Annotated in this window: 12 protein-coding genes, 1 tRNA gene and 1 pseudogene; 3 read left to right on the forward strand and 11 right to left on the reverse strand. The window is 58.3% G+C overall.

Annotation, left to right across the window (positions count from 1 at the left end):
* Window positions 1-51: 51 nt before the first annotated feature.
* Window positions 52-2,040: a peptidase U32 family protein gene (locus WA225_RS21920; RefSeq protein WP_422609567.1), complete on the forward strand. Its 1,989-nt coding sequence runs from the start codon at window positions 52-54 to the stop codon at window positions 2,038-2,040.
* A 113-nt stretch (window positions 2,041-2,153) separates the two neighbouring features.
* On the opposite strand, the gene WA225_RS21925 is transcribed toward WA225_RS21920, so the two are convergent.
* Window positions 2,154-2,228: transfer RNA gene (locus WA225_RS21925), tRNA-Gln, on the reverse strand.
* 319 nt (window positions 2,229-2,547) lie between these two features.
* On the opposite strand from WA225_RS21925, the gene WA225_RS21930 reads away from it, so the two are divergent.
* Window positions 2,548-3,576: an alpha/beta fold hydrolase gene (locus tag WA225_RS21930; RefSeq protein WP_422609568.1), complete on the forward strand. Its 1,029-nt coding sequence runs from the start codon at window positions 2,548-2,550 to the stop codon at window positions 3,574-3,576.
* 56 nt (window positions 3,577-3,632) lie between these two features.
* On the opposite strand, the gene WA225_RS21935 is transcribed toward WA225_RS21930, so the two are convergent.
* The 9 genes and pseudogenes from WA225_RS21935 to WA225_RS21975 form a co-directional block, all read right to left on the reverse strand.
* The gene (locus tag WA225_RS21935; RefSeq protein WP_422609569.1) at window positions 3,633-3,989 is read right to left on the reverse strand and encodes a DUF6124 family protein; all 357 of its coding nucleotides are present in this window, start codon (window positions 3,987-3,989) and stop codon (window positions 3,633-3,635) included.
* A 119-nt stretch (window positions 3,990-4,108) separates the two neighbouring features.
* On the reverse strand, window positions 4,109-4,474 hold the full coding sequence (locus WA225_RS21940; RefSeq protein ID WP_007919069.1) for a DUF6124 family protein: 366 nt from the start codon (window positions 4,472-4,474) through the stop codon (window positions 4,109-4,111).
* 659 nt (window positions 4,475-5,133) lie between these two features.
* The gene (locus WA225_RS21945; protein WP_122607017.1) at window positions 5,134-5,487 is read right to left on the reverse strand and encodes a DUF6572 domain-containing protein; all 354 of its coding nucleotides are present in this window, start codon (window positions 5,485-5,487) and stop codon (window positions 5,134-5,136) included.
* 10 nt (window positions 5,488-5,497) lie between these two features.
* A complete protein-coding gene (locus tag WA225_RS21950; RefSeq protein ID WP_422609570.1) occupies window positions 5,498-6,697 on the reverse strand; it encodes an S-type pyocin domain-containing protein in 1,200 nt (399 codons plus the stop codon).
* Between the two features lie 299 nt (window positions 6,698-6,996).
* Entirely contained in the window at window positions 6,997-8,022 is a 1,026-nt protein-coding gene (locus tag WA225_RS21955; RefSeq protein ID WP_422609571.1) for a GlxA family transcriptional regulator, read from the reverse strand.
* Between the two features lie 50 nt (window positions 8,023-8,072).
* Window positions 8,073-9,194: an agmatine deiminase family protein gene (locus tag WA225_RS21960; RefSeq protein WP_422609572.1), complete on the reverse strand. Its 1,122-nt coding sequence runs from the start codon at window positions 9,192-9,194 to the stop codon at window positions 8,073-8,075.
* 50 nt (window positions 9,195-9,244) lie between these two features.
* Window positions 9,245-10,348, reverse strand: a complete 1,104-nt coding sequence (locus tag WA225_RS21965; RefSeq protein WP_422609573.1) for an extracellular solute-binding protein — start codon at window positions 10,346-10,348, stop codon at window positions 9,245-9,247.
* A gap of 1 nt (window position 10,349) precedes the next feature.
* A complete protein-coding gene (gene aguB / locus WA225_RS21970) occupies window positions 10,350-11,258 on the reverse strand; it encodes an N-carbamoylputrescine amidase (protein WP_422609574.1) in 909 nt (302 codons plus the stop codon).
* 4 nt (window positions 11,259-11,262) lie between these two features.
* A pseudogene (locus tag WA225_RS21975) lies at window positions 11,263-12,314 on the reverse strand (agmatine deiminase family protein).
* Window positions 12,315-12,425: 111 nt separating this feature from the next.
* Between WA225_RS21975 and WA225_RS21980 the strand changes: the two are divergent.
* Entirely contained in the window at window positions 12,426-13,334 is a 909-nt protein-coding gene (locus WA225_RS21980) for a LysR substrate-binding domain-containing protein (protein ID WP_422609575.1), read from the forward strand.
* Here the strand turns inward: WA225_RS21980 and WA225_RS21985 are convergent.
* Window positions 13,283-14,443, reverse strand: coding sequence for a radical SAM/SPASM domain-containing protein (locus WA225_RS21985; protein WP_422609576.1), 1,161 nt, complete (start codon window positions 14,441-14,443; stop codon window positions 13,283-13,285). The genes WA225_RS21980 and WA225_RS21985 overlap by 52 nt on opposite strands.
* Window positions 14,444-14,477 lie beyond the last annotated feature (34 nt).

Raw genomic sequence — 14,477 nt, forward strand, 5'->3', positions numbered from 1 at the left:
GTTTCACGGGTAGAATGCGCGCCTAACCGTGACAGCCTGACTAAAAAAACTATGTCCTTGCCCAAGCATCATCTGGAATTGCTCAGCCCTGCCCGCGATGTCGCCATCGCCCGTGAGGCGATCCTGCATGGCGCCGACGCCGTGTACATCGGCGGCCCGAGCTTCGGCGCGCGCCACAACGCCTGCAACGAAGTCGGCGAAATCGCCGAACTGGTGGAGTTCGCCCGCAAGTATCACGCGCGCATCTTCACCACCATCAACACCATCCTGCACGACAACGAACTGGAGCCGGCACGCAAGCTGATCCATCAGTTGTACGACGCTGGCGTCGATGCGCTGATCGTTCAGGATCTGGGCGTGATGGAGCTGGACATTCCGCCGATCGAGCTGCACGCCTCGACCCAGACCGACATCCGCACCCTTGAGCGGGCGAAGTTCCTCGATCAGGCCGGTTTCTCGCAACTGGTACTGGCCCGTGAGCTGAACCTGCAGGAAATCCGCGCCATCGCCGACGAAACCGACGCGGCCATCGAGTTCTTCATCCATGGTGCGTTGTGCGTGGCCTTCTCCGGCCAGTGCAATATTTCCCACGCGCAGACCGGGCGCAGCGCCAACCGTGGCGACTGCTCGCAGGCTTGTCGTTTGCCGTACACCCTCAAAGATGAAAAGGGTGGCGTGATCGCTTACGAAAAACACCTGCTGTCGATGAAAGACAACAACCAGAGCGCCAACATCCGCGCCCTGGTTGAAGCGGGCGTGCGTTCGTTCAAGATCGAAGGTCGCTACAAGGACATGGGCTATGTGAAGAACATCACTGCCTATTACCGCCAGCGCCTCGACGACGTGCTCGAAGACCGCCCGGACCTGGCCCGCGCTTCCAGCGGCCGCACCGCGCACTTCTTCCTGCCGGATCCGGAAAAGACTTTCCACCGTGGCAGCACCGACTACTTCGTTACCGATCGCAAGATCGATATTGGCGCTTTCGACTCGCCGACCTTCACCGGTCTGCCAGTGGGCACCGTCGAGAAAGTCGGCAAACGCGACATGCAGGTCGTCACCCAGGAGCCGCTGTCCAATGGTGACGGCTTGAACGTGCTGGTCAAGCGCGAAGTGGTCGGTTTCCGCGCCAACATCGCTGAAGCCAAAGGCGAGTTCGAAGAAGACGGCGAGAAGCGCTATCGCTATCGCGTCGAGCCGAACGAAATGCCCGAAGGCCTGTACAAGCTGCGCCCGAATCACCCGCTCAATCGCAACCTCGATCACAACTGGCAACAGGCGCTGCAAAAGACCTCGTCCGAGCGTCGCGTGGCTTTGAGCTGGGTCGCACGTCTGCGTGAAGAACAACTGGAAGTGACCGCCACCAGCGAAGAAGGCATCAGCGCCAGCGTCACCCTGCCCGGTCCGTTCGGTGTCGCCAACAAACCTGAGCAAGCGCTGGAACAGTTGCGCGATCTGCTCGGTCAGCTCGGCACCACGCAGTACCACGCCACCGACATCAAACTGGATGCGCCACAGGCGTTCTTCATCCCCAACTCGCAGCTCAAAGCCCTGCGCCGTGAAGTGATCGAGAACCTGACCGCCGCCCGTGTCGCTGCGCACCCGCGTGGCGGCCGTAAAGCCGAAACCAGTCCGCCGCCGGTGTACCCGGATTCGCACCTGACCTTCCTCGCCAACGTCTATAACCAGAAGGCGCGCGACTTCTACCACCGTCACGGCGTCAAGCTGATCGACGCCGCGTATGAAGCTCACGAAGAGCCGGGTGAGGTGCCGGTGATGATCACCAAGCACTGCCTGCGCTTCTCCTTCAACCTGTGCCCGAAACAGGCGAAAGGCGTGACCGGCGTGCGCACCAAGGTTGCACCGATGCAGTTGATCCACGGCGATGAAGTGCTGACGCTGAAGTTCGATTGCAAGCCGTGCGAGATGCACATCATCGGCAAGATGAAAGGCCACATCCTCAACCTGCCGCAACCGGGCAGCGTGGTCGGCCACATCAGCCCCGAAGACCTGATGAAAACCATTCCGCGCGCACCGCACTGAGTGGATGACGTGCGCGGTGCTTCGGCGCCGCGCACGCCTGCTGTACCAAGCCTGGCCAAATCGCAGGCATAAAAAAACGCCAACTTCTTGCGAAGTTGGCGTTTTTTCGAATATGGCAGGGGCGGCTGGATTCGAACCAACGCATGGCAGGATCAAAACCTGCTGCCTTACCGCTTGGCGACGCCCCTACTGCTCTGTCCAGCTACTTCGTTAGGTTCGCTGTGAGAACGGGGCGCAATTTACCAAGGTTTTTTAGCTTTGGGAAGCGCGGAGTGAAATATTTTTTGTTTTAAAACAGCGACTTATTATTTAGGCCTGAATCAGGTCCAGGGTGAGTCGGTTTATCCGCTGTGTATCACACTGTGTACGAACCCCACCGCGACACATCGACTTTCAACAAAGCCGTTTTACGACACAGGCCAGATACGTCCCTACGCTCAAATGCACTCAAGGTTTCAAGGGTTCACCAAGACCCCTCGGCCAACGGTTCGCAAAGGAGACGTCATCATGAAAAAGGCACTGCATACTCGCAACACCGCATTCGGTTTGTCGATTCTGGCTTTGTCGTTGTTCGGCGCTTTTGGCACCACGCAAGCGCAAACCAATGAGCCTGCGGCCGCCAGTTATTCCGCGCCCTCGCCTTTCGGTCCGCTCAAACATGTGAAGGCCGGCCTGCTCGACGTAGCCTACGCCGAAACCGGCCCGGCGAATGGCCCGGTGGTGATCCTGCTGCACGGCTGGCCCTACGACATTCACAGCTACGACGACGTCGCGCCGTTGCTCGCGGCCAAGGGTTATCGGGTGTTGATGCCGTATGCGCGCGGTTATGGCGATACGCAGTTCCTTTCCAAAGACACCCTGCGCAATGGCCAACCGGCGGCGCTGGCCAGTGACGTCATCGATTTCATGGACGCGTTGAAAATCAAGCAAGCGGTGCTTGGCGGTTACGACTGGGGCGCACGGTCGGCGGACATCGTTTCGGCGCTGTGGCCGGAACGGGTGAAAGCGCTGGTGTCGGTCAGCGGTTATCTGATCGGCAATCAGGCTGCCGGGCAGAACCCGCTGCCGCCGAAGGCTGAGTTGCAATGGTGGTATCAGTTCTACTTTGCGACTGACCGTGGCCGCGCCGGTTACGAGAAGAACACTCACGACTTCGCCAAATTGATCTGGCAGACCGCTTCACCGCAGTGGAAGTTTGATGACGCCACGTTCGATCGCAGCGCCAAGGCGCTGGAGAACCCTGATCACGTCGACATCACCGTGTTCAACTACCGCTGGCGCCTGGGCCTGGTTCAGGGCGAGGCGAAATACGCAGCGCTGGAACAGAAACTCGCCACCGCGCCGTCGATCAGCGTGCCGACCATTACCCTTGAAGGCGATGCCAACGGTGCGCCGCACCCGGCGCCTGAGGATTACGCCAAGCGCTTTACCGGCAAGTATCAGTTCCGTTTGATCAACGGCGGGATTGGCCACAACTTGCCGCAGGAAGATCCGCAGGCGTTTGCCAAGGCTGTGATCGACGCTGACCACCTGTAGAAACAAAAAAAGCAGTCAGCCGTAAAGGCTGGCTGCTTGATTATTAACGTGTGCAACTACTCGGTTGGCACAACCAGATCCAACGCCTTATTGACTGCCAACTCTCCCAACATGACCACTTGCGCAATGCCCAGCAGGGTATGGCGGTTCGATCCCTCCAGCACGCCAGCAAAATTGCCGAGCATGACCCTGGCGGATGCGAGCGAACCGCTGGCATTGCTCAGCAAGGACTCGGCGTCGGATTGCGGGTTGACCATGAACATCGTGCTGGGCGTATAGGGTGTGGCCATGATCGCGGCAGGCAACAGGTAATGGTCGAGCGCACGCTCTGCCGCTTCGTGCAGCTTTCTTGAATTGGGCGATGCGTACGGGGACACCAGGTCTGTGACCGGTGGTTCGGGTGGCTGAGACATCTGCTGAAACTCCAGACAAGAACCGTTTTGCGGTTCTTTGATAGAAGGCGTCAAGCGCCGCGATTGCGGACGCTTCTGTGCAATGAGGGAGCAAGCCCCCTCACCCATCTGCATCGCGACTAGTGCGGCAAGCGCTGGTTATCCAGGACTCGCCCGACCACCAGTTCACTGAGCATGATCACCTGTTGCAGGATCAGCATCTTTTTGCGCTGTGAAGGGTCAATCGAATCGGCGAGTTCACGGGCCATGTCAGTGGCGGAGGATAAGGTTTCAGTGGCTTCGACCAGCAGGGTTTCGTTATCCACTGTGGGGTCGATGAGGTAGATCTTGCCGGTTTTGCGGGTGGGTATTGAGGTCTTCAGCGCTGAGGGGTTGAGGTAGAAGTTGATCGCGCGGTCGGTGGCCTCTTTGATGTTTTGAGGTTCGAGTGCGGCGTCGTAGGGGATTGGATCGGTTTCTGGCGGGTTTGGCGTAATTTTGAACATAAAGGACTCTTTGTCTTAAAAGAATTGAAGAGCCGTCACTTTCGCTACCAAACGAAGGGTGGCGGCCACACGTGGGTTGGTAGACCGGTCAAGACAGAGAAAACCCCGGCGCCCCCGAAAGGGCCCCACGCATGGCCACCATATAAAAACGAGTCCCGAAAAAGAGACCGCAATAAGGTGATGCAATACGGGCTGTCAAGAAACGGGCTACCAAACCCGATCACTGTTTTGCAGTGACAGGGAAACGATACAGCCCGCCTCAAGGCGCGTAAGCCGGCGGATTCTGGCGTACGCGTAGGCAGAGGCGCAAGGTGTTGTAGCCGTTATGGCGTAACAGTGCGTGTAAGTTAAACGTGTGTGGATGATGGTGTTTAAGAGCCCCTCACCCTAGCCCTCTCCCAGAGGTAGAGGGGACCGACCGTGGTGTTTGGGAGAGGTACGCCGACGTGGGATGCCGGGGTGAACTCAGGTGCGAAACGGCCTGGGTTATTCGACCAGGCGTTTTTCTTTGGAAGGTCAGTTAGCCGAAGTACGAGCTATAGCATTTGTTGAAATGGCTTGGCTGGCTCAATTTCCAGTCGCGCAGGAGTTTTCAGTGCGCGGGCTCTCTCAGTGAGGACTGTCAGCGTTCAGAGGACAAGCCGGCGTCTGGGCAGCCGCTAGTGGCGAACTGCAAAGTCATCCTTGAGTACAAACTCCATTCCAATGCCCACGCCTTTGAGTACCTCGGTCACGCGGTCGATAAAGGTTTCACCTTGCTCGGGCAGCTCATAGAGACCATTGATGCGAATCTTCGGATTTTTACCTTTCGCTGGCGGATAGCTTTCCAGCAGTTCGCCGCTCTCGATGAAGGCGATGTAGGTGTTGATTTTCTCTTGAAGCAACAACAGGTGCTCCCCCTGTTGGGCTTTGTCGCCCCATTCCAGGTGATCGGTGATGACGAGTACGACGTTGTCTGGCTCCCACTCGGGTACTGCGATGATGTCGACGACTTTTGTTTCGGTGATGGACATGTCTGCTCCCTCAGAGGGTCGGGTCAGGTCGAATGATGTCGACTCTGGTGGGTGGAATTCTGGTGCCTCCGGTGAAGCCGGGTTTACCTTTGCCGACGACGGTTGCACCGGTCTTTTCTATTTCTGGAAAGCCGAGTTTCTGGTTGCGGGTCAGCGGCGCTGTTTCTGACGATTTGCATTCGACGCATGAGAGGTTGCCATCGGCGTCGCGGCCCATCATATCAATGCGTGTGCGTACACCGCTGTCGGTTTTGACTGTGACCTCTCGGGCGGCTTCAGGTTTGGTCTTGCTGAATTCGTCAAAGGACGCTTCTTCAAACGCTTTGCCCTTTTGTTTGTTCTTCTCTAGTTGTGTGCTGAGCACAATGTAGATGGGCGCAAGGCCTGCATCATCGGGGAACCAGATGATCGCATCCTGAAACTCGGGAGGATGTGCTGGATTAGCCAAAAGCGTGTCCGACTTTTCTGTCGGCGGATATACCCATACGGGAGGTAATTGCGGCACGCCTTCAAGTGCTGGAATACCCAGCACACCATCTGAATTTGCTGCTGGCGTCCAGGTAAGGCCAATGCCGTTACCTACGTCGGCTACGTATTTCTCGCCGTCCTTTTCCGCTTTGATGACAGGGACATTTTCCCAGTCCTTTTTGCCGCCCGCGTAGAAACCGTAAGCGCTGACGGAACCGTCCGGCAAGGTCTTTACGTTGACGCGGACGCGCGTGCGGCCCGTTTCTAGCGTGGCGTACTGGTCGGTTTTGTAGAAGGCACTGTCGGGTGCAAGGTTGGTATTGGGCATTAATAGCGCAACGGTGCCGACGGCGGCACCTGCTGCCAACGCACCTGCACTTTCGAGCAAGCCTAGCGCGAGGGAGCCACCCAGTCGCTGAGCGATGGCGCTGCCGGCTGTGGAGCCGCCGACCAGTTGAAGAGATGTGCCTTCGGTGGTGATTGCCGCTCCTGTGGCCAGAACAGCCCACAAACCGTAGTCCGCCAGTTTCTCTACCGGGACGAATCCAGCTTGGTTTGTGTGGTTGATTTCGCCGTCGGGCAAGTTGCAGCTTTTGGCGAAGACGCAGCCCAACGGTTCTGGTTTTACGTCTGGTGTCGCCGGAAGGTCTTTGTATTGCGCCCAGTGTTGGGCGTTGACGTCGACGGGTTCGACGCCGGTGTTGCGATAACCCTTGGGAGGGTTGGGGACGTAGCCACTCAATCCTTGATTCCTTGTCCTGATCCTTTGAACGAGGCGCAGAGTGACAGGTGCTGTTTGGGGTGGCAATCAGTGGCACTTTGACGCCATTTTCAATGGCTCGGCAGGACCTATCTGCAAACTGGAGGGACTCCCGCCTGCAACAACTGGGGCATATGGCGCGGTTCAGTGATGTCTAGGGCCTTTAAGAGCCCCTCACCCTAGCCCTCTCCCGGAGGGAGAGGGGACTGACCGCGGGGGACTCTAGAAATACATCGACCTGAAATAGCGAGTCGCGCTCAGGTTAATAAAAACGGCTTGGGCTATTTGACCAGGCGTTTTTCTTTGGAAGGTCTGTAGCCGAAATATGAGCTGTAGCATTTGCTGAAATGGCTCGGCGAGACGAACCCGCAAGCGACCAGCACTTCCACCTGCGACAGCTCGGTGTGCTGCAGCAAGCGTCGCGCTTCGGTGATGCGCAGTTCCAGGTAATAGCGCTGCGGCGTGGTACCCAGTTGTTCCTTGAACAAGCGCTCCAACTGGCGACGTGAGCGTCCGGCGTACACCGCCAGTTGCTCCAGCTCCAGCGGCTCTTCCAGATTGGCATCCATCAGCTTCACCACTTCACGCAACGGCGCACTGACGCAGATATTCTCGTCCGGTTTGATCCGCCGGTAGCGCGATTCCTCGAAGGCGAGGATGTCTTCGATCCCTTCGACCAAGGCTTTGCCGTGCAGGCTCTTGATCCAGTCCAATGCCATGTGGAAAGCGCCGGACGGACTCGATGCCGTGAGCCGGTCGCGGTCGATCACGTAAGGCTCACTGCTGACATGGGTGGTTTTGGCGATTTCAGTCAGCGCCGGGCGATGTTCCGGGTGGATCGCGCAGCGATAGCCGTCGAGCAATCCGGCGCGGCCGAGAAACCACGAACCGTTCCACAACCCAGCCAGGCTGATGCCTCGCTCCGCTGCAACCTGAAGCAAATGAATGAAGTCGTCACTCGCTCGCAACTCGGTGCGATACCCGCCACACACCACCAGCAGATCCAGTTGCGCCAGCGCGGCTGAATCCAGACGTGCGTCAGGGCGGATGACGAGGCCCAGATCACTGATGACTTCGCCGTCACCCAAGCCAAACGTGCGCGAAGAAAACAACCCCGGACGCAACAGGTTGGTGGTGACAACGGTGTCCAGCGCTTGGGTAAACGCCGGTAGCGAAAAGTGTTCGAGCAGCAGAAAACCGGTGCGGGTCAAGCGCGGGTCATCCGCGCTTTGCTCATTCAGATAGCGGAGGTTTTTCCCCTTCATGCCTCCGCTGAATTGGCGTCGTTCGATCAAGTTGTGGTCCATCGGTCATGTTGTTGTGCGCCGATAGTTGGCTTGATCCGCGTCAGAGTCAATCACGCCTGTGGTTGATGGCTGGTGACGCAGTGAATTCCACCGCCACCGGCAGCGATGGCATCGATGTTGAGCTGAACGATTTCGCGCTGCGGATACAGCTGCGAGAGCAGGTCAAAGGCCTTTTTGTCTGCCGCTTTATCGCCAAATTCCGGAGCGATGATTGCGCCGTTGATCACGAAATAATTGATGTAACCGGCGGCGAAGTCCGGGTTGTTTTTGTTGAACTTGGTTTTGCGCGGATTGAGCGGCGGCGACATCGTGTGGATCTGCAATTTGCGGCCATCTGCATCGGTGGCGTTCTTGAGGATGTCCAGGTGCGCCAGCGTGACCTTGTGATCGTAGGATTCAGGGTCGGTGTCGAGGTTGGCAATCACCACGCCGGGCTTGATGAAACGCGCGTAGAAATCGACGTGGGCATCGGTGATGTCCTTGCCCTTGATCCCCGGCAGCCAGATGATCTTGCGCAAGCCCAAACGCTCTTTAAGTTCGGCTTCGACGTCAGCCTTGCTCCAGTCCGGATTGCGGTTGCTGTTGATCCAGCTGCTCTCGGTCATGATCCCGGTGCCGTGGCCGTCGACCTCAATCCCACCGCCCTCGCCCACCAGATCGGTGCGGATGTACGTGGCTTGCGCGTCGTCGGCGATTAGTGCGGCGATCTTCGAGTCTTTACTGTGCTGCTGTTTGCCACCCCAACCGTTGAAGTTGAAGTCCACCGCACCCAAACCACCCTTGTCGTCGATGACGAAGTTGGCGCCGATGTCGCGCATCCAGATGTCGTCGAGCGCGGCGGTGACGTAAGTGATATTGCGCGTGCCGCAGAATTCTTCGGCGATGCTGCGTTCGTTCTTGCGGCAGAACACGGTGACGGGTTCAAACCGGGCGATGGCGCGGGCGACGCGGCCGAGCGCTTCCTGGACGTCTTCGGTGAAGTCTTCCCAGATCGCGTCCTGTGCGCCGAAAGCGATGTAGGCGCGCTCATGTTTATCGCCTTCGTCAGGCATGAACCAGCGGCCTTGCGCGGCGGCCAGGACTTTGCCCGGCGAAAGGCCCAGGCCTGTCACCGCAGCGCTGACAGCGGCGACCACCGAGGCCTGTTTGATAAAATCGCGACGAGTCGTCATGTGAGTTTCCTGTCTTTCAGTGAAGGGCCGACGCGTACGCCGACCATTGATCATTTGCCAGTGGCTGTCTTGAATTTGGTCCAGGTGCGCATACGCGCTCGCATATCAGCCTGGGGAATGTCCTTGCCCGGGATCAATCGAGCATAGGTCGCTTCGTCGAGGTAGATATCCGGGTTGTCGCGCATGCTTTCATCAACGTTCGCCCGCGCCTTGGCGTTGGAGGTCGGGTAACCGGTGAAATTGCTGATCGCTGCCATGTTCTCGGGGCGCATGACAAAGTTGATGAACGCGTAGGCGTATTCCGGGTGTTTGGCGTCGACCGGAATGGCCATGGTGTCCATCCACACGGTCGTGCCTTCGCGCGGTACGCGATACTGAAATTTCGTGTGCTTACCGGCACTGTCCGAGGTGCGCTGGGCCTGGGTCATGTCGCCGCTGTAGCCAAGGGACAGGCACAGGTTGCCGTTGACCAGGTCAGTGACCGGTTGCGACTGAAACTTGCGGATGTACGGCCGCAACTTCATCAGCAACTCGCTGGCCGCTGCCAGATCGTCGGCTTTGCCGCTGCGCGGATCGCGACCAAGGTAATTGAGCACAACAGCCAAGGCTTCGTCCGGCGAGTCGATCATCGAGATGCCACAATCGGCGAACTTCGCTGCCAGCTCCGGTTTGAACAGCATGTCGAGGCTGTTGACCGGCGCGTCGGCCATGCGCTGTTTGATCTGCTCTTCGTTGTAGGTCAGGCCGATGGTGCCCCAGGTGTAAGGCACCGTGGCTTTGCTGGAATGCTCGTAATGGCTGCGCAGTTTCTGCAAACCGGGCTCGACGTCGGCCAGTTCGCTCAGCTTCGCTTGATCCAGTGGCATCAGGCTGCCGGCGCGCATCAAGCGCTCGGCCACGGTGTCGCCGGGGAAGATCAGGTCGTAACCGCTGCCGCCGGAGAGCATCTTGGCTTCGAGGGTTTCGCTGCCATCCATGACGTCGTAAATCACCTTGATCCCGGTTTCGGCGGTGAAGCGGCTCAGGGTGTCTTCGGCAAAATAATCCGCCCAGTTGTACAGCCGCAGGGTTTTGTCTTCGGCGTGCAGCGACGGCATGACGCACGTCAATGCCATACCGATCGCGCCGAGCAATCGCTTGTGCTTGATAGCCATGTCAGACCCCTTGAGTGTTCCAGCGTGCATGAAGGTGGCGACCGTCCTGACTCAACAGAGGCCCGTACATGTCCGGGCGACGATCGCGGTAAATGCCCCAACTCAACCGCTCCTCGCGCATGGCGGTCAGGTCGACGCTGTGCAGCAGCACGCCGGTGCTGTCGCGGTCAGCGCTGGCGAGCAGTTGGCCTTTGTGATCGCTGATGAACGACGAGCCATAGAAACTCATTTGCAGGCTCGGATCGGTGCTCGCCACTTCGCGGCCGACACGGTTCGACGCCACCACCGGCAGCAGATTGGCGGCGGCATGGCCGCGCATGGTCATCTGCCAGTGATCGCGGGAATCCAGCGCCGCGCAGCCCGGTTCCGAGCCGATCGCAGTTGGATACAGAAGTACTTCGGCACCCATCAACGCCAGGCAACGGGCAGTTTCCGGAAACCATTGATCCCAGCAGATACCGACGCCGAGGCGGCCGAACGCGGTGTCCCACACCTTGAAACCGGTGTCACCAGGGCTGAAATACTCCTTCTCCTGGTAGCCGATGGCGTTGGGAATGTGGGTCTTGCGATACACCCCCAGCAAGCGTCCGTCGGCATCGGCCACGCTCAGCGAATTGAAGTAGGCGTTGCCAGCCTTTTCGAACCAGCTCAGCGGCAACACCACGCCCAACTCGCGGGCCAGTGCGGCGAAGCGCGCGAGCACACGGCTGTCGCGATACTCCTCGGCCAACGCCATGTGCTTATGGCTTTGTTCGATGCAGAAGTACGGCGTGGCGAACAGTTCCTGCAACAGGATTACCTGCGCGCCCTGCTTCGCCGCGTCGCGGACCAGTTGCTCGGCGCGATCAAGATTGCCGGGTAAATCCCAGGTGCACGGCATCTGGGTGGTGGCGAGGGTCAACGTCGTCATGTTTTCAACCCCTCACTGGCCAGGCCGGTTGCTGTTGGGTGATGCAATGCACCCCGCCACCGCCATGGGCCAGATGATTGATCTGAACCGGCACCACTTCGCGACCCGCAAGGTTTGCTCCAATACTTTGGCCGCGACGTGATCCGCTTCGATGCCATAGGCCGGCATGATGATTGCGCCGTTGGCGATGTAGAAATTGGTGTACGAGGCGCAGAACACTTCGGCTTCAGTGTCGACTGCGTCGCTGGCTTCAAACAGCTCGATCAGCTCGAACTTGCGCCCGTTGGCATCGGTGGCCAGTTCCAGCGCACGGCGGTTTTCCCGTGCCACTTCGGCGTAGACCGACGACTTGTCGTGGGTGGCGTCAACCAGCAACACACCCGGACGGGCAAAGGCGCAGACGCCATCGACATGGCCGTCCGTCATGTCGCCAGTGACGTAATCCGGATCACCCGGCAACCAGATGGTTTTCTTCACGCCGAGCAAACGACCGAAAATCTCTTCCATCTCGGCTTTGCCGATACCGGGGTTGCGATTGGGGTTGAGCAGCACCGATTCGGTGGTGATCAGCGTGCCTTGACCATCGACATGAATCGCCCCGCCCTCGTTGCTCAGTGGCGTGCCGAAGCACTCCAGGCCGAGGTGATTGAGCGCACGGCGCGCCAGGCTTTCGTCCAGATCATGCGCCGACTTGCCGCCCCACGCATTGAAGCGCCAACTCACGCCGGCCAGCCCTTGCTGCGGATGACAGACAAAGGTCGGGCCAGAGTCGCGGCACCAACTGTCATTCACGGCCAGCACAATCAACTCGATGTTCGGCCCGCACAGCGCTTTGGCGCTGGCGATGGCCGATGGATCGACCACCAGTTTCACCGGTTCGAAACGCGCGATGGCATTGGCGACGCGGGCGAAATCTTCCTGCACCTGCGCCAGGGTCACGCGCCAGCCTGATTCCCACAACGTCTGGTTGTGCGGCCAGACCATCCACGTCGCGGCGTGGGTCACCCACTCTGCCGGCATCATCCAGGCGCTGTTTTTATTGTCGTTGTGCTGCATGATATGCCTCGTTAATTAAGCCAATGTGTTCACGTCGACCATGCTACGGACGCGCAAACAGGCAAACAAACGATGGATTTTGCGGACAACTGATTAGAGGAGCTTATCGATATGCTTAAACACTGGCCGCCGCTCAGCTCTCTGCGCGGCTTCGAAGCCGCCGCCCGGCTCGGCAGTTTTCACAAGGCTGCCGACGAGTTGAGCCTCACGCAGTCGGCGATCAGTCAGCAGATCCGCAGCCTTGAGGCGTATCTGGAACAGCCGCTGTTTTTCCGCAGCGGACGTAGCGTGGCACTGACCGATGCCGGCCATGACTTGCTCAGCACCACGCAAGCGATGCTGCAGCAACTGGCGGTGGGGATTCGGCGTCTGGGCCAGTATCAAAAGCCCAATCAACTGGTGCTCAACACCACGCCAGCCTTTGCCCGGCATTGGTTGCTGCCACGCTTGGCGGACTTCCGCGCGCAGCATCCAGAGGTGGATTTATGGATCTACAGCACCGATGAAGTTCCGGACATGGCCACGCAGACCATCGACCTCGCCGTGCGCGACGACATCAGTTCCCAAGCCGAATGCAGCTTCAAAGTGCTGCACGCCGATCGGCTCTATCCGGCGTGCCATCCGCGCCTGCTTCAAGTCGCTCAAGCAGAACGCACCACGTTGCATGGCGAGCGGGAAATGGACTGGAGTCATTGGGCGGTCGAGGCTGGGATAAACGTTGGCCAGCAGGATCAGGGGCTGAATTTTTCCGATCCGGGATTGCTGCTCGACGCCGCGTGTGCGGGGCTTGGCATCGCGCTGGTGAGTCAGTTGCTAAGCCGTCAGGCGCGCGCTGACGGCTTGTTGCAACCCTTGGTCGAGAACACCATTCGCGGGCCGAACTGGGCTCTGCTGACACACCGCGACAGTGAGCATGATCCGCTGGCGAAAAGCTTTATCGCCTGGTTATCAGCCCATCTGAGCCCAGATCAAACCACCGAGAACACACCGGCGCCCAATCTTCCTTCCAATCGACCGTGAAGCACATAGTGCTGGTAACCACTTGAGAATTCACCGGTCGACACTGCGCGCCTGACATCCTCGTTCAATTGGAAATACTGGGCCTCGTCGAAGTTTTCGGCACTGACTTCACCCGCACGCCCCAGCAACTCGCTGTCCACAGCAAGTCCCATGCTGCTGAGATTCTCGAAATCAATGATGCGATTGACCGCGTGTCGCTCCAGGACTCCCTGGTTGGGGAACATCGAGTAGATATGCATGCCCTTCTTGGCGCAGCGGCTGCACATGTCGACACAGTTTTTCTGGGTGTTTTTGCGCTGCATCAGTTCCGCGACCGGCATGTCGAGGTACTTGCCGACCTGATATTCGTTCTGATTGAAGATCGTGCAGCACAAGATCGTGTTGCCATTGCAGTCGATCACCAGCCAGTCATCCTTGAGCAGGCAATCCTGCTGATGGTACTGCTGGGCAACATTGACAATATCGTCGTAGGGCGGCAAAGCGAGTCTTTTCAGGGTTTCATAATCGGTATCGGTGACAGAAGGGTCGCGTTCGATAATGGCCAGCGTTTTCTCCAATGGCATCATCACCGAATAACCGGTTGTGAACTTGAAGCCGAGGCGCTCACTGAACTCACGCATCAGCGCTTCCTCTTCGATGTTATCGAGGTAGCGGTGATAGTAGACGTCGACACGGGTTTTCAAACCCAATCGTTGTTTGATCTCGTGCAGGGCAATCATGTTCTGTTTTACAACTTCGATATCACCGCCTACATGGCCCTTTTCGTAGGTTTCCTGGTAAAAGCCTGACAGCGAAATACGGAAGTAACCCGGCTCGGCCAGCAACGCCTTTTCCATATTCTTGGCGAGATTCAGATTCGTGCTGATACCGCTGCCCATACCGGCAGCGTTGATGATTTCGATAAATTCGCCAATTTTTGGATGAACCAAAGGCTCAGTCCAGTTGTACAGATAAATCGACTTGACCCCTTCTGTGCGGGCCTTCTCGACGATCTGTTTGAACATGTCGATCTGCATGGCTTTTTTGAAGTTGAGGTTTTCCGAGTTGCCCATTGGACAAGAGGGGCAGCTCAGGTTACAGGCGCCGACAATATCGATGTACATATTCATTGCGATTGAAGCTCCTGGGTTCGAAAGCCGTGCA

The organism is Pseudomonas sp. (assembly GCF_049300855.1).
In the GTDB taxonomy this organism is placed as follows: domain Bacteria; phylum Pseudomonadota; class Gammaproteobacteria; order Pseudomonadales; family Pseudomonadaceae; genus Aquipseudomonas.

Coding starts and splice junctions, on each gene's coding strand:
- WA225_RS21920 (WP_422609567.1), top strand. CDS start 52: ATGTCCTTGCCCAAGCATCATCTGGAATTGCTCAGCCCTGCCCGCGAT.
- WA225_RS21930 (WP_422609568.1), top strand. CDS start 2,548: ATGAAAAAGGCACTGCATACTCGCAACACCGCATTCGGTTTGTCGATT.
- WA225_RS21935 (WP_422609569.1), bottom strand. CDS start 3,989: ATGTCTCAGCCACCCGAACCACCGGTCACAGACCTGGTGTCCCCGTAC.
- WA225_RS21940 (WP_007919069.1), bottom strand. CDS start 4,474: ATGTTCAAAATTACGCCAAACCCGCCAGAAACCGATCCAATCCCCTAC.
- WA225_RS21945 (WP_122607017.1), bottom strand. CDS start 5,487: ATGTCCATCACCGAAACAAAAGTCGTCGACATCATCGCAGTACCCGAG.
- WA225_RS21955 (WP_422609571.1), bottom strand. CDS start 8,022: ATGGACCACAACTTGATCGAACGACGCCAATTCAGCGGAGGCATGAAG.
- WA225_RS21960 (WP_422609572.1), bottom strand. CDS start 9,194: ATGACGACTCGTCGCGATTTTATCAAACAGGCCTCGGTGGTCGCCGCT.
- WA225_RS21965 (WP_422609573.1), bottom strand. CDS start 10,348: ATGGCTATCAAGCACAAGCGATTGCTCGGCGCGATCGGTATGGCATTG.
- aguB (WP_422609574.1), bottom strand. CDS start 11,258: ATGACGACGTTGACCCTCGCCACCACCCAGATGCCGTGCACCTGGGAT.
- WA225_RS21980 (WP_422609575.1), top strand. CDS start 12,426: ATGCTTAAACACTGGCCGCCGCTCAGCTCTCTGCGCGGCTTCGAAGCC.
- WA225_RS21985 (WP_422609576.1), bottom strand. CDS start 14,443: ATGAATATGTACATCGATATTGTCGGCGCCTGTAACCTGAGCTGCCCC.